General features: G+C 69.1%; 17 protein-coding genes. 6 read left to right on the forward strand and 11 right to left on the reverse strand.

The annotated features are described in order from the left end of the window. The first annotated feature begins 347 nt into the window (after nucleotides 1-347). From ACT4N7_RS12865 to ACT4N7_RS12890, 6 genes are all read left to right on the forward strand, one after another. Complete coding sequence (locus ACT4N7_RS12865) at nucleotides 348-1,160, forward strand: lysophospholipid acyltransferase family protein (RefSeq protein WP_444828896.1); 813 nt, start codon at nucleotides 348-350, stop codon at nucleotides 1,158-1,160. After that, on the forward strand, nucleotides 1,157-1,426 hold the full coding sequence (locus tag ACT4N7_RS12870) for an acyl carrier protein (protein ID WP_444828897.1): 270 nt from the start codon (nucleotides 1,157-1,159) through the stop codon (nucleotides 1,424-1,426). The genes ACT4N7_RS12865 and ACT4N7_RS12870 overlap by 4 nt, the downstream gene beginning before the upstream one ends. Beyond that, nucleotides 1,423-2,634, forward strand: coding sequence for a beta-ketoacyl-[acyl-carrier-protein] synthase family protein (locus ACT4N7_RS12875; RefSeq protein WP_444828898.1), 1,212 nt, complete (start codon nucleotides 1,423-1,425; stop codon nucleotides 2,632-2,634). Before ACT4N7_RS12870 ends, ACT4N7_RS12875 begins: the two co-directional genes overlap by 4 nt. A 26-nt stretch (nucleotides 2,635-2,660) precedes the next feature. Continuing rightward, a complete protein-coding gene (locus ACT4N7_RS12880; protein ID WP_444828899.1) occupies nucleotides 2,661-4,943 on the forward strand; it encodes an FAD/NAD(P)-binding protein in 2,283 nt (760 codons plus the stop codon). Between the two features lie 119 nt (nucleotides 4,944-5,062). Continuing rightward, nucleotides 5,063-7,468, forward strand: coding sequence for a molybdopterin-containing oxidoreductase family protein (locus ACT4N7_RS12885; protein ID WP_444828900.1), 2,406 nt, complete (start codon nucleotides 5,063-5,065; stop codon nucleotides 7,466-7,468). A 235-nt stretch (nucleotides 7,469-7,703) separates the two neighbouring features. After that, nucleotides 7,704-8,516, forward strand: coding sequence for a phosphotransferase (locus tag ACT4N7_RS12890; RefSeq protein WP_444828901.1), 813 nt, complete (start codon nucleotides 7,704-7,706; stop codon nucleotides 8,514-8,516). A 32-nt stretch (nucleotides 8,517-8,548) separates the two neighbouring features. Here ACT4N7_RS12890 and aepY read toward each other — a convergent pair whose 3' ends face one another. From aepY to ACT4N7_RS12945, 11 genes are all read right to left on the reverse strand, one after another. Then, the gene (gene aepY / locus ACT4N7_RS12895) at nucleotides 8,549-9,652 is read right to left on the reverse strand and encodes a phosphonopyruvate decarboxylase (RefSeq protein ID WP_444828902.1); all 1,104 of its coding nucleotides are present in this window, start codon (nucleotides 9,650-9,652) and stop codon (nucleotides 8,549-8,551) included. A gap of 24 nt (nucleotides 9,653-9,676) precedes the next feature. Continuing rightward, entirely contained in the window at nucleotides 9,677-10,738 is a 1,062-nt protein-coding gene (locus tag ACT4N7_RS12900; protein WP_444828903.1) for a pyridoxal-phosphate-dependent aminotransferase family protein, read from the reverse strand. A gap of 73 nt (nucleotides 10,739-10,811) precedes the next feature. Next, a complete protein-coding gene (locus tag ACT4N7_RS12905) occupies nucleotides 10,812-11,162 on the reverse strand; it encodes a hypothetical protein (protein ID WP_444828904.1) in 351 nt (116 codons plus the stop codon). 179 nt (nucleotides 11,163-11,341) lie between these two features. Then, nucleotides 11,342-11,968, reverse strand: coding sequence for a LysE family translocator (locus ACT4N7_RS12910; RefSeq protein WP_444828905.1), 627 nt, complete (start codon nucleotides 11,966-11,968; stop codon nucleotides 11,342-11,344). An 8-nt stretch (nucleotides 11,969-11,976) separates the two neighbouring features. Beyond that, on the reverse strand, nucleotides 11,977-12,153 hold the full coding sequence (locus ACT4N7_RS12915) for a (2Fe-2S)-binding protein (protein WP_444828952.1): 177 nt from the start codon (nucleotides 12,151-12,153) through the stop codon (nucleotides 11,977-11,979). Continuing rightward, entirely contained in the window at nucleotides 12,150-12,830 is a 681-nt protein-coding gene (locus ACT4N7_RS12920) for an HAD family hydrolase (RefSeq protein WP_444828906.1), read from the reverse strand. Before ACT4N7_RS12920 ends, ACT4N7_RS12915 begins: the two co-directional genes overlap by 4 nt. Then, nucleotides 12,820-14,163 (reverse strand): aminotransferase class III-fold pyridoxal phosphate-dependent enzyme, encoded by a 1,344-nt coding sequence (locus ACT4N7_RS12925; protein ID WP_444828907.1) that lies wholly within the window; start codon nucleotides 14,161-14,163, stop codon nucleotides 12,820-12,822. Before ACT4N7_RS12925 ends, ACT4N7_RS12920 begins: the two co-directional genes overlap by 11 nt. Further along, nucleotides 14,160-15,110 carry a hypothetical protein gene (locus ACT4N7_RS12930; protein ID WP_444828908.1) on the reverse strand — a complete coding sequence of 317 codons (951 nt, stop codon included), beginning with the start codon at nucleotides 15,108-15,110 and terminating at the stop codon, nucleotides 14,160-14,162. The genes ACT4N7_RS12925 and ACT4N7_RS12930 overlap by 4 nt, the downstream gene beginning before the upstream one ends. After that, complete coding sequence (locus ACT4N7_RS12935; RefSeq protein WP_444828909.1) at nucleotides 15,107-15,958, reverse strand: formyltransferase family protein; 852 nt, start codon at nucleotides 15,956-15,958, stop codon at nucleotides 15,107-15,109. Before ACT4N7_RS12935 ends, ACT4N7_RS12930 begins: the two co-directional genes overlap by 4 nt. Then, nucleotides 15,939-16,679 (reverse strand): alpha/beta hydrolase family protein, encoded by a 741-nt coding sequence (locus ACT4N7_RS12940; protein WP_444828910.1) that lies wholly within the window; start codon nucleotides 16,677-16,679, stop codon nucleotides 15,939-15,941. The genes ACT4N7_RS12935 and ACT4N7_RS12940 overlap by 20 nt, the downstream gene beginning before the upstream one ends. After that, on the reverse strand, nucleotides 16,676-17,356 hold the full coding sequence (locus ACT4N7_RS12945; RefSeq protein ID WP_444828911.1) for a hypothetical protein: 681 nt from the start codon (nucleotides 17,354-17,356) through the stop codon (nucleotides 16,676-16,678). The genes ACT4N7_RS12940 and ACT4N7_RS12945 overlap by 4 nt, the downstream gene beginning before the upstream one ends. Nucleotides 17,357-17,376 lie beyond the last annotated feature (20 nt).

The following is a 17,376-nucleotide window of genomic DNA, read 5'->3' on the forward strand; positions in this document are numbered from 1 at the left end:
GAAATCCGCCGCGTGATCCGCCGCCCAATTCCGAGTCATTCGGCCGATACGACAGCACGCCGAACTAGGCCGAACGTCGCAATGTTTTCCGCACGACCGGAGGCTTGCGTCGCCCGGCGAACCTCAAGTACCCTCTGGCAGAATCTGCCGTAACAGGTCTGACGCATCGGCCGCACAGCGGGTTCGCGTATGCAGCCACAACAGGGGGACTTACCAGGAATGTTTTCGGGGGTAGGCAGGTTCAGCTGGAGCCGGAGAATGCTCGGCGACCGCCATTCATAGCGATACCTACCCTGTTCCGCGCGCGCTGGTCGGCGAGCGGGTCAGCACCGGCAATAACATCGGGGTTGACCGGACTGGTGTCGCACCGCTTTTCCGCACACCATTCCGCCGGATTCAGACATCCACACCAGCCAAACAGACGCAGTGCATTCGGAGGACATCGCATGACTGGCCGTGAACTCGTCCGCAGGACTTTGGCCGGAGCTGTCCGAATGGTCTTCCGGCCACGCATCACCGGGCTGTCGAACATCCCGACAGCCGGCCCGTTCATCCTGGCGGCCAATCATCTGTCCTTTGCCGACCACACCTTTCTGATGATCTTTGTGCCGCGGCCCGTCTTCTTCGTGGGCAAAGCCGAACGGTTCGGCAGGCCAGGTCTTCGCGGCAGGCTCAGCGGGAAGTTCTTCGAACGGATGGATGTCATCCCGGTCCGCCGGGACGGCGGACGGGGTGGGGTCGCCGCCCTGGAACTGAGCCGCGATGTCCTCGACCGCGGCTACGCGGTCGGCATCCACCCGGAGGGCACCCGCTCACCCGACGGCCGCCTCTACCGTGGACACACCGGCGCGGCATGGATGTCGCTGACAACCGGAGCGCCGGTGGTGCCGTGCGGCCTGGTCGCCACCGATCGGGTGCAGCCGCCTGGCCGGTTTCTGCTGCGACCGGTCCGGTTCGACATTCATTTCGGCACACCCATCGAACCCACCGAATTCGCGGGCAGGGAGAAGCTGAGCACGAGCCGTCGACAGCTCACCGATCAGATCATGCGGGAGATCCGAAATCTGTCCGGCCAGGAGTTCGTGGACCGGTTCGCGATCAAGGGGCAGGCGATGACCGCCGCGGCGCGCCCAACCGACCAGAGGGGACCTGTCACATGACCATGTCAGATGCCGCCGCCGGGCAGGCGGCCCACGAGAAGTTCCTCGCCGCGTTCATCGCGGAGATCACCGGCGTTTCCGAAGAGCTGGTCGTGCCGGATGCGGACCTGGTCGAAGACCTGTTCATCGACTCGGTCGCGAAGATCGAACTGATGGTCGCCTGCGAGAGTCGGTATCGCATCGAGATCCCCGAGGAGACGATCAACGGATTCCGCACCGTGCGCTCCGTACTGGACTACCTGGAAGCCACCGGGATCGAACCATGAACGTCGTCGTGACGGGTGTCGGCGCGGTCACGCCGATCTCGGCCGATGCGACGGGACTCTTTCGCGGTCTGCTGGCTGGGACCTCTGGAGTCCGGCTGCTCGATGTGCCCGAGTACAGCGGCCTGCCGACCAGGCTCGCCGGGATCACCGACATCGAGGGCAGGCTCGACCGGTTGACGGCACGGACCCTGGAGCGAGTCCAGCAGATGGCCGTGATCGCCGCGCGGGAGGCGTGGCACCAGGCGAAGCTCGTCGACACCGAGATCGACGCCGACCGGCTCGCCGTCGTTGTCGGGACCGGAATCGGCGGGGCCCGGGCCGTGCCCGACCAACTCACCGTGCTCCGCGACAAGGGCCCGCGGCAGATCTCCCCCTATCTTCCGGCCATGCTGATGCCCAACGCGCCCGCGGCCAGTGTCGCCCTCGATCTGGGTGCCCGGGCAGGCGCGCACACTCCGGTCAGCGCGTGTGCCTCGGGTGCGGAGGCGATCGCCGTCGCGCTCGACCTGTTGCGGCTCAACCGGGCCGATGTGGTCGTGGCGGGCGGTGCCGAGGCATGCGTGCACCCGATGACCCTCGCAGGCTTCGCCCAGTTGCGGGCGCTGTCGCGGCGGGAGAACGACCCGGGGGCAGCGAGCAGGCCATTCGACCGCGACCGGGACGGATTCGTGCTGGCCGAGGGTGCCGGGATGATGGTGCTGGAGCGCGCGGAGCATGCCGATGCGCGCCGCGCCCCGCTGCTCGGCGGCCTGCTCGGCGCGGCCACCACGTCCGACGCGCATCACCTGATCGCACCGGATCCGTCGGGGCGGAGCTTGGCGCGGTGCATCCGAATCGCGATCGAGGACGCCGGACTGACACCCGCCGATATCGGGCACGTGAACAGCCACGGCACGTCGACCCAGTCCGGGGACGCGGCCGAGGCGCGTGCACTTGCCGAGGTGTTCGGCACCACGCTGCCCGCGGTCACCGCGGCCAAGGCGTGCACCGGGCACATGCTGGGGGCATCTGGCGCGGTCGAAGCGGTGGCAACCGTGCTGGCCCTGCGTGACGGGCTGGTACCGCCGATTCGCAATCTGGACGTTGCCGACGACGACGTCGCCCTGGACCTCGTTCGGACAACGGCGCGGGCGCTACCGCACCGCGCCGCGCTGTCCACGTCAATCGGGTTCGGCGGACACAACGTCGCACTCGTGTTCGCGCGCTGAGGCGCATCGCGTTCGGAGGATGCGCAATGACACCGGTATATCGGCTGGCCATCATCGGCGCCGGGCCCCGCGCCACCTACGCCCTTGAGCGGCTGTCCGCCCAGATCGGCCGGTTGGGCGCAGGCAGGCTCGTCGTCCGAGTGTTCGACCGATCTGGCAACTTCGGCGCGGGCGAAGCGCACAGCCCGACGCAGCCTGCCACCAGCTACCTGAACCGAATCGCCGGCCAGGTCGGCTTCGCCGCCGATGAGACGGTGTCTGACGCGGGCCCGCTGCGGCCCGGCCCGGCGCGGCCGACGCTGTACGAGTGGTGTCGGCGCCAGTTCGAGCTGACCGGACATCCAGACCTGGATGTCGGGCCGCGCGACACCCCCAAGCGCTACCTGCACGGCCGGGCGCTACAGCACATGTTCGACAGCTACGTCGAGGAATTGCGCGCACATCCCGGCGTCGAGGTGCATCTGCACCCGGTCGAGGTGGTCGATCTAGAGCCTCGGGGTGCCACGCTGATGGTGCGCGGTGCGGGCGGCGAGGGGTACCCGGCAGATCAACTGCTGCTGGTAACCGGTCACACCGCGCACGATCCGCGCCGTGGGGCGCATACCGGTGTGCTGGCGGAGTTCGCCGACCGGACAGGGAACGCCTACGTACCTTATGCCTATCCACTCGACGAGATGCTGCCGGAGCAGGCAACGGCTCCCGGTACCGTCGTCGGCCTGGCGGGCATGGGGCTCACCGCGATCGACGTGGTCCTCTACCTGACCGAGGGGCGCGGCGGGTCGTTCCTGCCCGATGCCGAACACGGCCTGCGGTACCGGCCCAGTGGCGCCGAACCGGCCAGGATCCTGCCATTCAGCAACACCGGGTTGTTCACGTTCACCCTGCCGCACAACGGAAAGCTCGACAGTCCCGCGCTGGAGCACCGCGGCGTGTTCCTGACCTTCGACGCGATCGATGCGCTGCGGGACAGTGTTGGCGTGCCGGGCCACGGCGGTCCGCGGCAGCTCGATTTCGACGCCCATGTGCTGCCCATCATCGTGCTGGAGATGGCGTGCCTGCACTACACGACGCTGTTCGGTCGGAAGGTGGGCGGCCTGCTGGCCGACCACGTGTCCCCGGCCTACCGGTCGTTCCTGCGGGCTGACGCCGGTCACGGGGACCGCCCGGGCGACCCGGAGCGTCTGCTCACCAGCCTCGAACAGGCCGTGGACGGTATCGTCGCCACCCTCGAAGCCGTCGTCGACGGCCGGGTATCCGTGTTCGAGGCGGAGGCCGACACGTCGGGATGGCCGGTCGAGGCGACCCTGCTGCACTGGGTCGAGATCACGTTCGGAGCGGCGGCGCGGGAACAGGCGGCGGACGCGCTGGCAGACCGGTCCGCGATCCGACAGGCCGCGTCCGGGTGGGCGTCGCCGTGGCGGCTCGGCATCACACCAGGGGCAAACCGGTTCAACTGGTCTCGCACGATCGCGCCGATCGACGCGCCGAACTGGCCCGACCAGGCCACCTACCGGCTCGCGGTACTCGACTTCATGGAGCGCGACGAGCTGTGGGCGTGCCACGGAAACCTGGACAACCCGACCAAGGCGGCAGTGGACGGCGTGTGGCGCGATCTGCGTCCGGTGATCCTCTATGCGGTCGACGACGGCGGGTTGACCCCGGACTCGCACCGCACGTTCCGCTCCAGCCACCTCCGCCTGAACAACCGCCTCGTCAACGGTGCCGGATTGCCGGTCATGGCCCGCATCCGAGCGCTGGCCCGCCATGGGCTGCTCGATGTCGGCACCGGCCCAGGCGCGGTGGTCAGCGCCGACCCCGCGGCAGGCCGGTTTCGCGTGGACGGGCCTGCCACTGGCGCGTCGACGTTGGTGGACACCCTGATCGAGGCGAGAATCCCGCCGTTCGACCCGGCCCGGGACTCCGTCCCGCTGTATCGCAACCTGCTCGACCGCGGGATCGTGCGGTTGTGGCGCAACACCTCAGCCGCGGGCGAGTCGTTCGCGCCGGGCGGCCTCGACCTCAGCGAACGGTTTCATGCGATTGCCGACACCGGCGAAGTCGACGAACGCATCACTGTTCTCGGCCAGCCTGCCGAAGGCCGAAAATCTTTTCTCCTCTCCGCACTGCGGCCCGGAGCCAATCACTACGTCATGCGCGATACGGTCGCCTGGTTGACCGATTTCTGGAAACTGCTGGATAACAACCCCCATCACCTGAAACGGCACGGAGACATTCAACCGAGTGAGTTGTGCCGAATTTCTGACTCGATAAGCCCGTCGATGACCGGTACCTCGTCTGCTGACGCATAGGAGTGGTAGTGACCGACAGTCCCGTCTCCCGTCGAAAGTTTGGCCAGGGGGTGCTGATCAGTGGCACGGCGATCTCTGTCGGCTTGCCTGCGCAGGCGCAGGCAGCGCCCGGGTCACCGGTGTCACCCGCCGCTCCGCTTGGTGGTGCGGGCCGGGACACCGGCCGCGAACTCAACTTCACCGCGAGTTCGGCCGCCCTGCGGCCGGATTCGGTGATCGCGACGGCGTGCCAGTTCTGCAACTCCAACTGCAGGCTGCACGTCGGCCTGCGCGCGGGCCGGATCATCAGCGTGCAGGGCGAGCCTGCTGATCCGGTGCAGGCGGGCAACATCTGCGTCAAAGCCCGAATGATGCCCGAGCTTGTCTACAACCCGCTGCGACTGACCACGCCGTTGCGCCGGGTCGGCGGGGCCAAGGGCGCGGCCGACTCACGATTCGAGCCGGTGTCCTGGGACGAGGCGCTGGACATCGTGGCCACCAGACTTCTCGCTCTGCGCGACAACGGCGAGGCCCGCGCGATCGCCAACCGGACGACCGGCAGGCTGCCGCGGGGCGTCGGCTCGCTCGTGGCACGCCTGTTCGCGTTGCTCGGCAGCCCGAACAACACCGACGTCGGGCCGGTGTGCAACGACGCGGGCGGCGACGCCCTGCGCGCCACCTTCGGCCTTGGCGCGTTCACCAACGGATACGGCACCGACCCGGCCACCCGCCGCGAAGACCTCGGCTCGGCCACGTACCTGCTGTTCCTTGGCACCAACCAGGCCGAGACCCATCCAGTGACCTTCGACTACCTGCTGCGCAGTCGGGCCAAGACCAGGGCCAAGCTGGTTGTCGTTGATCCCCGCAAGACGCCCACCGGGGCCGAGGCCGACGAGTGGATCGCGCCGAAGCCGCACACCGATTTCGCGCTCGTTCTCGGCATGCTTTACCACGTCATCGATTCCGGGCTGTACGACCGCGATTTCGTGCGGCGCTGGGTGCTCGGTTTCGATCAACTGCGCGAGCACCTGGTCGAGCATGGCTACACCCCGGAATGGGCGGCGCGGATGGCCGACGTGCCTGCCGCGGTGATCCGCCGGGTCGCCGAGGAATACGCCCGCGCCGAACGGGCCGCGATTTTCTGCAACGCCGGAATCTCACATCAACTCGGCGCGTTCGACACCTACCGGACGCTCGCTTTCCTGGCCGCCGTGACCGGAAATGTCGGCAAACCGGGCGGCGGCTGCAACTTCATGCACAACACGTGGCCGGGCGATCTGGCACTGCCCCCGCTGGCGCCGCGGACACCCCCGCGCGATCAGGCGCTGCCGGTAGGGCCGGACTATTTCGCCGAATCGATTCTCAGCGGCAGGCCGTACCGCATCAAGGCATTGCTGACACAGGGTAACCCGCTGATTTCGTCAGCCAATTCGGCGAAGGTCAAGGACGCGTTCAGCCTGCTCGAATTCTATGTGTACACCGGGCTGTACATGGAGGAGGCCGCGTACTACGCGGACATCATCCTGCCGGTGTGCAGCGGTCTGGAGATGGACGGCGTCTACATGCGCCGGGACGACCGCGCCATTCGGTGGCAGGAACAAGTCGTGCCCCGGGTCGGCCAGTCCCGCCCGGATTGGGAGATCTGGATCGACCTGGCACACGCGCTCGCCCGCAACGACGAGCGGAAGCCCGCGTCGTACTGGGCTGCCGCGTTTCCCCCGGCCTGGCGGGACTATCGCACGCTGTGGGCGCAGTTCGTCGCGCACACACCCGGCATGGGCGGGATGACCGCCGAGCGGCTGGCCGAGCGGGCCGAGCCGCTGCGCTGGCCGTGTCCCGACGCCAAGCACCCCGGGGTGAGCACCCTGTACCTCGACCACCCGTCGTGGTACGCGGCCACGAAATCTCTTGGTGCCGAAGGGAAACGGTTCCTCACGCCGAGCGGCAAGGTGGAACTGTTCACCGCCGACCTCGACCGGCGCCTGGCGGGGGCCGGGCACCGCGCGCTCCCGAGCTACTTCACCCACCCCGAGGTGACCGGGGACAACCCGACCATCGCGTACGGCGACGAGTTCGTCACGAATCCGATCAACCCGCAGGCCACGACGCACCCGGTGCAACTCGGCGTGCCGAGGCCAGGCGACGATCCGCACCGCGAGTTCCCACTGATGGGCATGACCGGGCGGCCCAGCGTCGCACACTTCGCCACCATCACCCACTGGACGCCGACCGGCAAACAACTGACCGGAATCCGGCTCGTCCAGATTCACCCCGACACCGCGGCTCGATACGGCATTGCCGACCTGGATCCGATTGTCGTGGAAAGTCCGCGTGGTTCGATCGCCGGTACCGCGTCGCTCTGGGCGGACATACGGAGAGACACGATATTCGTGCCGAACACATTCGGCCCGATGCAGCAACTGGGCGATCAGTTCGGCGATCCTCGGTATGCCCCGGCGAACACGCTGGTGGACGACCGGTACTACGACAACCTGTCAGGTCAGCAGGCCTACAAGTGTTTCGCGTGTCGAGTGCGCAAGAGCTAGGTTCGCAACCCTGGTCGACCCAGATGGCGAGTCGCCCGCCGACGAGCGTGCTCGACGGGCCGACAACGCACGGTCGGCGCACTCTTCACGTATGGCGCTACTCAGCGCGCGAGCGCGGGGTCCCGCGGTGGTCTTGAGTCCGCCGTTATTTTTGATCTTGGCCGCAGCCTGTTCCACTGTTCGTTTACCGGCTCTACGCCACCAAGCAACGGGCATTGCAGCCGTGAGAGGACTCATGCACCAGCGCACCGATTGGCACGACCTCCCCGAGTCTCTCCGCGAGGCGATAGCCGCCCGCACCGGCGCGGTCCTCGCCGCGCGCACGGTGTCGGAGGGGATGAACTCCGCACTCTCGGCGATTCTGGACACCACGAACGGCACGGTGTTCGTCAAGGGCATCCGTACCGGCCACCCCGGCATCGTCACGCAGGCACGCGAGGCCATGATCAATCCGCACGTGCAACCGGTCGCACCCGTCCTGTTGTGGCACATAGCCGACACCACCGGATGGGATGTACTCGGGTTCGAGCACATCGAGGGACACCACCCCGACTATGCGCCCGGCTCGCCGGACCTGCCTGCGGTGCTAGCCGCAATCGACGCGCTCGGCAACCTGCCATGTCCCGATCTGCCGATCAAAGACGCCACGCGGTGGCGTTCCTACCTCGATGGCGCAGACACCGAACCACTCTCCGGTGAGACCCTTCTGCACACCGACTACAACCCGTCGAACCTGCTTATCGGTGACGGCCGAATGGCCCGGATCGTGGACTGGGCGTGGCCGACTCGCGGCGCCGCTTGGATCGACCCCTGCTGTCTGCTCGTCTGGCTCATCGCGTCCGGGCACACACCGGAGCAGGCCGAGGCGCAAGTCTCCCAGACGCGAGCATGGGCAACCGCGCCGCCCGCCGGACTTGACTTGTTCGCCCGCGCCAACGTCCGACTGTGGGACGAGATCGCAGGCAACAACCCGCAGGACTGGACACGGCGGATGGCCACAGCGGCCCGAGCGTGGGCCGACGCGCGCCTGGTTCCCCTGTCCCGTTAGTTGCTCCGCGCCGGGTGTCCCACACCGGCGGATCAGACGAGCGGGAGGGCCTGGCTGAACCGGTCGCGCAGGATCTGCGGGGTTGCCGCCGAGGTTGCCCGCGGTGGCATCGGACCGGACCGGGGTCGGGTACGGACAACCAGCAGGTGCGGTCCCGGCTCGGCGAGTCCGGTCCGCAGCGCCGATTCGAGCGTGTGGAGCGAATCGCAGTCGACGGCGGTGCGGTAGCCGCATGCGGTGGCCACGCCGGTGAACGACGTGGTGTGCGACGTGGTGACCTGTCCGCCGGTCGATTCGTGTTGTCCGTTGTCCAGGATGACGTGGACGAGGTTGGGCGGGGCCTGGTGCCCGATGACCGACAGCGTGCCAAGATGCATCAGGGTGGCACCGTCGCCGTCGAGCACCACCACCGGGCGATGCGGATTGCTCAGCGCGACACCGAGCCCGATGGCGCTGGCGTGTCCCATCGAGCCTTGCATGTAGAAGTTGCTGGGTTGCTCAGCGTGGCAGAACAGCTCGCGGGCGGTGTACCCGGTGGTCGCGATCACCGGGAACCCCGCCGCGACGGTCCCCACTGTGCGCACCACGTCGGCGCTGTCGAGCCGGTCGTCGGAGCCGGTAACGGTGCGCGCCGCGCCGATGGCGCCCCGGGCGACGAGCACGAACGCGGCCCGGTTGTTCACCAGCTCCTGGTCGGCACCGTCGAGGATCTCGCGGAACCGGGCGAGATCGTCACCGGCCTGAAGTGTCCAATGCGCAACGCCGAGCACGTCGAGCAGGGCATGCGTCGCGGGCCCCATCACCTGGTGTTGCGGCTCGTCGTCGGCCGGGTCCGGCCATCCGCGTAGGCTGCAGAACACCATGACCGAGATCTCGTAGGTCATGATCAACGAAGTCAGCGGGTTGATGAGGTTGCCAAGCCCGGAGTTCTGCAACATGACGTAACAACGCCTGCCGCCCAGCGCGGCACCGGCGGCGACGGCGAGCGCGGCGCCCTCGTTGGCAGCGGGCACATACCGACCGGGGATGTCGCTGAGCAGGGCGATCGGCCCGCCGAAATAGGAACACGGGACCCCGCTGGCGATGTCGAATCCCCGATCGGCGAGCTCGTGGCAGAACTGCTCGGCAGCCAGCATCGTGCACCTTCGTGTCGTTGGTCCTCAGGCGCGAGCCGCGATGATCGACTCATCGAGTGCGCAGGCCAGGCCTGCCAGCCGATGCCACGCGATCTCGCCCATCGTGCACAGGCGAAAGTAGTCGCGAGACAGGTGCGACTGACCACCGTAACTGACATAGCCGCGCCGTTTCAGCTCGTCATGCAACCGGCCATAGGTCACCCCGGCCGGTAGGCGCAGCATCGTCACAGAGTTGGACCGCCAGGCAGGCTGGACCAGGATCCGCAGGCCGAGCCGTTCGAAGCCGGACCGCACGAGATCGGCCCGGTCGCGGTAGAGCCGGACCCTGGCATCAACGCCACCGTGGTCGGTCAGCTCGCTGAGGGCCTCGTCGAGTGCGTACATGACCTGCACGGCCGGGGTGAACGGCACGTCGCCGTTGCGCTGCGCACTGAGGTAGGACCACGGATGCAGGTAGAACGAGCGCGTCGGCGCCTGCTCGATCCGCTCCGCGCCCCGTGCGGAGCAGAGCAGGAACCCGAGTCCAGGCTGTCCGTGCAGCCCCTTGTTGGAGGTTCCACAGACGATGTCGGCGGCCACCCGCGACAGTGGCGGATCTTCGTTGGCGGTACTGCTGATCGCGTCGGTGAGGAACACCCGGTCCCCGTCGTGGGTGATCCGGCCGATCTCGGCAACCGGATTGATCATGCCGGTGGTTGTCTCGTGCTGCACGCAGGCGACCGCGTCCACATCCGGGTGCGCCGCCAGCGCGTCCTGGATCGCCTGCGGGTCTATCGGCGTCGACCACCGGGTGATCGGATCACCATCCGGGCGGACCTCGTGCACCGTGATCCCGTTGGCTCGGCCGATTCTGGCCAGCCGGTCGCCGTAGACACCGTTGTTGACCACCAGCATCGACCGGCCTGCCCGCACCGCACCGATCACCGCGGCCTCCATCACGGCGGTCCCGGAACCGGTGATCAGCACCGCCTCGTGCGTGGCCGCCACGCCCAGAACAGCGGGCAGGCGTTCGCGCAGCCTGCCGAGCAGGTCGGCGAACTCGGGTTCGCGATGGCACAGATCGCCGCGCAGGAGCGCGTCCTTCACCCGTTGGGAGGTACCTGCGGGCCCGGGATTGAGCAGGACCAACTCGTCGTCAACGGTCGCCTGGACCACTGGTTCACTTGGCTTGGTCAAGGATGCCGAACCACACGAAACCGTTGGCGCACAGCCGACACCGCAGCACTCCGGTGCCGAGGTCGTCGGTGTCGACTTGCCCGCGAACGAAGGTCAAGGAGCCGACGACGGCCGCCGCCGGTTGAAAGACTGCCGGTTCGTCGGTGACGTTGTGCACGCACAACACCCTCGCCGTGGTATCGGCGCTGGTCCGCACAACTGCCACCAGACCTGGTCCGAGATCCACCGGCCGCACCGTGGCATCCGACCGGAGTGCCCCGGCAATCAGGTCGGAGCACACCTCGGTCGCGTACCGATCGTCGCCAAGCAGTGCGCTGCGCAGGATCTCGGCCATCTCCGGCCGCGGCGTCGGGTTGGCGCGGTGTTGCCTGGTGATCGTCGCGGTCACGTCGATGTCCTCCAGTCACGGCGTCGCCCGGATCACGGCCATGCGTCCAGGCACAGTCGGTGCGTTATCGGCGAGGCTACAGGCGCCGCCAACGGCTTGGTGATTTCTGGTGCGGGCCTGTTTCACTACGCTCCCCCAGTCAGCGCTGTCACGATCAACCCCGCGCCCAGTGCGCACAACACCGATCCCGCGATTCCGTCGACGGCGCGCTGCCACCCGCCGCGGTTGAAGATGTTGCCCAGCAGCAAGACCAGCGCAGCGTAGCCTGCGAGGCAGAGGAAGCTCAGTCCGATGTGGATGGACGCCAGCCGCATGGACGCCCCCACCGTCGCCGCGCCCTCCGGCAGGAACTGCGGAAGAAGCGACAGGTAGAACACGCCCACCTTCGGGTTGCCCAGGGTGGTGAGGAAACCCTGGATGACCTCGCGGCGGTGGCCCGCGGCCGAGATGACGATCTCGTTGGCGGACCTGGCCCTGGCGGCGAGAATGCCGCGCACTCCCAGGTAGATCAGGTACGTGGCACCCGCGATCTTGACCGCGGCGTAGCCGGTGGGCGAGGCCGCGACCAGAGCGGCGAGTCCCGCCGCCGATGCCGCCGACCAGCACGCCAGTCCCAGACACACGCCCAGCGCGGTGCGCAGGGCGCCCGCCGCGCCCGCGCTCATCGCGCCGCGGACCACGACCAGAGTGTCCGCACCCGGTGTGACGACTACGATCGCGACCATCGCGAGATATCCCCAGTAGTTGATCACAGACCGTCCTAAATGGACTCTTCCAGCAGTTCGCCGATGTCGTCGGCGCAGCCGCCGCACCCGGTGTTCGCCCCACAGGACGTGCGGATGTCCGAGATCGTGCGCGCCCCCGCGTGGATCGCCGCCAGCACCGTGTCCTCCGAGACGCGCGCGCAAACGCACACGATCGGGTCGGCGGGAATCATCTGGTCCACCGACTCACCCACGCCATCAACTCGGCGTCGAGCAGCGACGCGACGACATGATCGGCCGGGAAGTCCTCGTGCCCGAGCGTGGGCACCCCGACCAGGCGCACTCCGGCCGCCCGCGCCGACCGCAACCCGGTCATGGAGTCCTCGAACGCCAGGGTGTCGGCCGCAGGCACGCCCAGCAACGCGCAGGCCCTGGTGTACATGTCGGCTGCGGGCTTGGGGTTGGGCACCTCGTCCGCCGCGACGCTGATCTCGACGAAGTCGGTGAACCCGCCGCGGCTCAAGGCCACATCGAGTAGCGACCGCGGGGAGTTGCTCGCGACCGCGATCGGCAGCACCTTGCGCGTGGCCTCGACCAGGTCGAGCGCGCCCGGCATCGCGGCGGCCTCGGCCTCGACGACGGCGGAGACGAGGTCGAGCAGCTCGACGGCGATGGCCGGGCCCGCGCCGGGCTCGCCGAACGCCTCGGCCATCGCCTCCGCTGCCGCTTCGACGGACTTGCCGATGACCAGCGCCTTCTGTTCAAGCCCGAACGGCAGCCCGCGCCGGGCGAACAGCTCGGTCTCGGCCACCGTCCAGCACGGCTCGGTGTCCATGAGCAGGCCGTCGCAGTCGAACACCACCGCGCCCGGGATCCAGTCGTACAGGGGCACCGCGCGCTCAGATGTCACCTTCGAGCTCCTTCAGCGAATCGTCGAGCACCTCGGCCATCAGCCGGATGTCCGCGACCGAGGTAACCAGCGGCGGGTGCAGCGCCACCACCGAAGGTGCCATTCCGGTGCTGGCGAGCAGCAGTCCCGGCCGTTGGTCCGCCCGCGCGGCCTTGGCGCGCACGGCGCTCGCGTGCGGGCCGGTGAGCTCGATCCTGGCCAGGCCACCGACCACCTCGACCGACCGCACGACGTCGCGCTTGGCGACCACCTCAAGCGCGGTGCGCAACTCGCGGGCGAATTCCGCCATCGACTCCGTCGCGCCCGGCCAACCCGCCCACCGGTCCAGAACCGTGTCCACGACGGCAAGGGAGTGCGGATTGCCCGCGAACGTGGAGGAATGCGATCCGGGCGGGAACACGGCAGGGTCGGCCAACGGCTCCCTGGCCCACACGCAACTGAACGGCGTCACCCCGTTGGTCAGCGCCTTGCTGGCCACGATGATGTCCGGGTCCAGGCCGTGCAACTGGAAACCCCACTCCGGGCCGAGCCGGTGCAGGCCGGTGAAAATCTCGTCGACCACGATCAGCCCGCCGAGGGATCGCACGTGGTCGGCGACGCGGCGCAGATGGCCGCTGTCGGGCAGGGCGAAACCGCCCACGTTGAGCAGTGGCTCGACGACCAGCGCGGCGACACCGCGACTCGCGCCCGCGCCGGGGACACCGAGCATGTCATTGGTGCCCAGCCGCTCGACCATGCTCGCGCACGCCGCGTTGCAGCCGCCGTTCAGTGGACGGTGCGGGCAGGAGCCACAGTCGGGGTACGGCAGCCGGACGACCTCGGGCCCCGGCCACGGCTGGCTTGCCCGGTAGCGGCTGCTGGCGCTCAGGTGCGCGGTGAACGGCGACCGGCCGTGGTAGCCGCCCTGGAAACAGAGGATCGGGCCGTCGCCACGGTGTGCCGCGACGATCCGCAGCGCCATCTCGATGCCCTGCGCGCCGCCCAACTCGACCGCGACGCGGCCCGGGACGCCGACCGCGCGCTCGAACCGGTCGGCCAACCGGTCGATGACGCTGATGCGCAGCGACGACTCGCAGAACGACGGCAGCCCCGGCATCGCCATCGCCCGCAGGCACGCCTCCCGGACGATCTCCGCGTCGTAGCCCCACGTCAGCGCGCCGTTGGCGGCCTCGCCGTCGAGGTACTCGCGGTCGTCGACGTCATAGAGCCGCACGCCGTTGGACCGGGTGAACACCGCCGCGGGCGGGGTGCGATAGACGAGGTCGCCCGCGACCATCCGGCCGGGGATCTCGCGGGCGGCCGATGCTGTTGCCGCGCTGGGTGCGGTGGTCACGAGCGTGAGTCCTCATCCTGGTATGTCGACCACAGTGCCGGTCCCGCCGTTGGCACGATGGGGCGCAGCCCCGGCACGTTGGACGCGATCGCCGCCGTGGCGATGGACAGTGCGTCCCACACCAGGTCCGCGGGTGGGACTCGGCAGGGAAACAGGTCGAGCAGGGCCGACCAATCGGCCGCGGGGTCGCCGTCGGCCGCGCGCCTGGCCAGTTCCCGCACCGCGGGGTCGCCCGCGGACCCGAGCCGTCGCCAGCTCGACCGCGCGTCGAGGTCATGCGCCGCGGCGGCCGCGTAGAGTTCGCGCACCACGGTGTCGACATCGGGCGACGGCGCGCCGTCGAGCATGCCCAGCACGGGGTGGCCGGTCGCCACCTGTAGCAGGGCCAGTTCGCGCACCACGTCGGCGGGCTCGTCGGCGGTGTGCATGAAGTTGAACAGCGTGGTGGGGGCGTTGAGCACGCTGCGCAGGTCGTCCGGCCCGCGCAGCGCCGGGTCGGCCGAACCCTTGAGACCCGACAGCCTGCAGGCGGCGGGCAGCGCACCCGGGCGGTGGCGTTCGTCGGCGACGACGAGCAGGACGCTGTCGCCCGCGGGCAGCAGCAGGTCCACAACCTCCGCGCGGTCCCGGGTGGCGATGTTGAACTGGTAGCGCCAGATCTCGCGGGTCAGCAGTGGGGTGAACCGGAACCGGTGCGCGCCGACGATCTGAAAGCCGTTGCGCCCCAACAGGTCTACCACGATATGCAGGCGACGACCGACGACCGCGTCCGGCTTGAGCACGACGAACGTGTGCCGCAGCACGCAGTCCGTGGTCAGCTCACGCGCGCCATGGCGGACGTAGGGGTCCAGCAGGTAGTGCTCGACCTTCTGCGGGCTGCGGGTCAACTCCGCGAGGTACTCGGCGGACACGTCCGTGCGCGGATCGGCAAGGGTCGGGGCGGTCATGCCTTCGCTCCGGGGTCGTGGTGGTCGGCGGGCTGGTCGATCACGTGGCCACCGAGGGGCGCCGCGACCCCGTCGACGCGCACGGTCGCGCTGCCGTCGGCGTGCCGGGTCGACCGGTCGATCCCCAGCCTGCCTTGGGCGAGCGCGAGCACTGTCCAGCGCAGGGCGGGACGGTCGCTGAGTTCCTTCTGAAGAGACTCGTGCCGCACGACGTCCTCAGTGGACGGAGGTCGCGGCCCGCCGTACGGGACGACCGGGCCGCGCGCCAGAATGGGGCCGCCGTCGTGCTCGTCGTCGACGAGAAACGTCGAGGTGCGGGTCGAGTGGTCGCCGCGGCGCAGCGCGACGCCGACCGGGTCGAGCCCGATCAGCGTCCGCGCGCCGGTGTCGTCCAGCGAGGCCAGGTCGCCGGGGTGCTGGTTGATGACCCGGTCGCGGAACTTCTCCAGGAACCGGCCGTGGATCCAGCGGTGATAGGCGAGCACCACCAGATCGATTTCGCCGTGGTCGCGCTCGAAACCCTCGATCCGATCGGCTAGCCGGTCGTGGAAAGCCATGGCGCGCTTGGCATACGCGGCACGGTCCGGGTCGGTTCGACAATCGCGGTAGCGGCCGCACTCGGCCTCGAAGTTCCCCGGCCACACCCGCAGACCGGCCGCGGCGGCAACGTCCAGCGCGCGCGCCTTGGGCCGGTCGGAGGCAACCAGTGCCACCTCGACAAGGTCAGGGTGGTCTGCCGCCAGCCGGATCAGGGTGGTCAGGTTCGCCCCGGTCGCCGAGACCAGGGCCAGCACCCGCAGCCTGCCACGGCGGCCGACGAGCAGGGGGTCAGGTGTCGATCGGGTCATCGCTGAGCGCTTTCGCCATGGCGCCGAGTTCGGCGCGTACCCGCGCCCACGCGGGCCGTTCGGTCTTGACCAGGTGCATGTGCCGGGCGTCGTCGATCAGCCGCAGCGGCGCGCCCGTCGCCCGCGCGTACGCCGAGCTCTGCTCGACGGGCACCGCCTGGTCGGCGGTGCCGTGCACCAGCAGGATTCGGCACCCCGGTGTGGGCTGGTGCAGCGGCGACGCTGCCCGCAGTTCCTCGACGGCGGGCTCTCGCCCGCCGAACAGCCCCAGGACCGCGTCGTCGCCGAGGTGCTGGGCGTGCGCCCGCACCAGGTCGGTCACGGGCGCCAACCCGACGACGGCGCCCAGACCCGGCAGCCTGGCGGCGGCGAGCAGTGCCAGGTGGCCGCCTGCGGAATGCCCGACCAAGACGGTGCGGCGCAACGGGATCGCCGTCGCCGCGCCGAACGCGGTGACGGCGTCGGCCACGTCCCGCACCATGGTGTCCCAGCTCGCCCCCGTCTCCACCGTGCGGTACTCGACGGAGGCCGCCGCCAACCCCGCGGCAGCCACGTCGGAGCAGGCACCGAGCATGCTCGACGCCTGCTGCTCCGCGCGCCAGAAACCGCCGTGTACCAACAGGACAGCGGCCTCGGCGCCGATCGCCGCGACCAGCACGTGCTGGGCGTTGCCCGCGCCGTAGCGCACCACGTGCGGTCCCGCGACAACCGACTCGGTCACAGCACGCCCAGTTGCACCAGCTTGGTCCGCCAGTGGCTGAACCGCTCGTCTGACATTCGGATCTCGGCGCGGCGGTCGGCGTCCTCCTCCGCGGCGCCGAGCCGCCACCAGACCTGGCCATCGGACTTGCGGATCATGAACGCCCGCGCCTTCTGCGCGGGGCTCTGGATCATCAGCGAGACGGTCTCCGGCGAGGTGATCGTGGTGTGCAGTTGCTGGTGGTGCAGGGTGATGATGTCGCCGGTGCGCTCCTCCCGGATCACCCGCGGCCAGAACCGCGTGACATCGGCTGTCTCGTCCAGCGGCTGGTCGGTGGCGTAGAGCGTGTGGAAGTACGTGCCGTAGAGCAGGTACGCGGTGAACGAGTACCGGTGGTTGTGGACGCGCTCGTACTGGTCGGTGTTGGCCAGCCGGAGCCGAATGCGCAGCCCCTTCTCCTGGTCGTCCCAGATGACGATCTTGTCGTCGAGCGCGTGGCACTCGCACTTCTCGCGCAGCTCCGGCACGCCGGGCACCCGGTCGACCAGGGCCGCCAACAGCTCGCGGTCGTCGCCGAGAGTGTGGGCGATGCCGCGGGTGAGGTCCGCCGCGGCTTCGAGGTCGGACCAGTCCACGGCCGGGAGGTTGTTCATCACGGCGAGGACTTCGGACTCGGACTTGGTGGTAGCGGTAGTCATCGCGCAAAAAGCCTTCCTGA

The organism is Actinokineospora sp., assembly GCF_052390155.1.
Lineage (GTDB): Bacteria > Actinomycetota > Actinomycetes > Mycobacteriales > Pseudonocardiaceae > Actinokineospora.

Bases quoted from the DNA above. Each gene is read 5' to 3' on its own strand.
- ACT4N7_RS12870 (WP_444828897.1), top strand. From the start codon at position 1,157: ATGACCATGTCAGATGCCGCCGCCGGGCAGGCGGCCCACGAGAAGTTC.
- ACT4N7_RS12875 (WP_444828898.1), top strand. From the start codon at position 1,423: ATGAACGTCGTCGTGACGGGTGTCGGCGCGGTCACGCCGATCTCGGCC.
- ACT4N7_RS12880 (WP_444828899.1), top strand. From the start codon at position 2,661: ATGACACCGGTATATCGGCTGGCCATCATCGGCGCCGGGCCCCGCGCC.
- ACT4N7_RS12890 (WP_444828901.1), top strand. From the start codon at position 7,704: ATGCACCAGCGCACCGATTGGCACGACCTCCCCGAGTCTCTCCGCGAG.
- aepY (WP_444828902.1), bottom strand. From the start codon at position 9,652: ATGCTGGCTGCCGAGCAGTTCTGCCACGAGCTCGCCGATCGGGGATTC.
- ACT4N7_RS12905 (WP_444828904.1), bottom strand. From the start codon at position 11,162: ATGGCCGAGATCCTGCGCAGCGCACTGCTTGGCGACGATCGGTACGCG.
- ACT4N7_RS12915 (WP_444828952.1), bottom strand. From the start codon at position 12,153: ATGATTCCCGCCGACCCGATCGTGTGCGTTTGCGCGCGCGTCTCGGAG.
- ACT4N7_RS12930 (WP_444828908.1), bottom strand. From the start codon at position 15,110: ATGACCGCCCCGACCCTTGCCGATCCGCGCACGGACGTGTCCGCCGAG.
- ACT4N7_RS12935 (WP_444828909.1), bottom strand. From the start codon at position 15,958: ATGACCCGATCGACACCTGACCCCCTGCTCGTCGGCCGCCGTGGCAGG.
- ACT4N7_RS12945 (WP_444828911.1), bottom strand. From the start codon at position 17,356: ATGACTACCGCTACCACCAAGTCCGAGTCCGAAGTCCTCGCCGTGATG.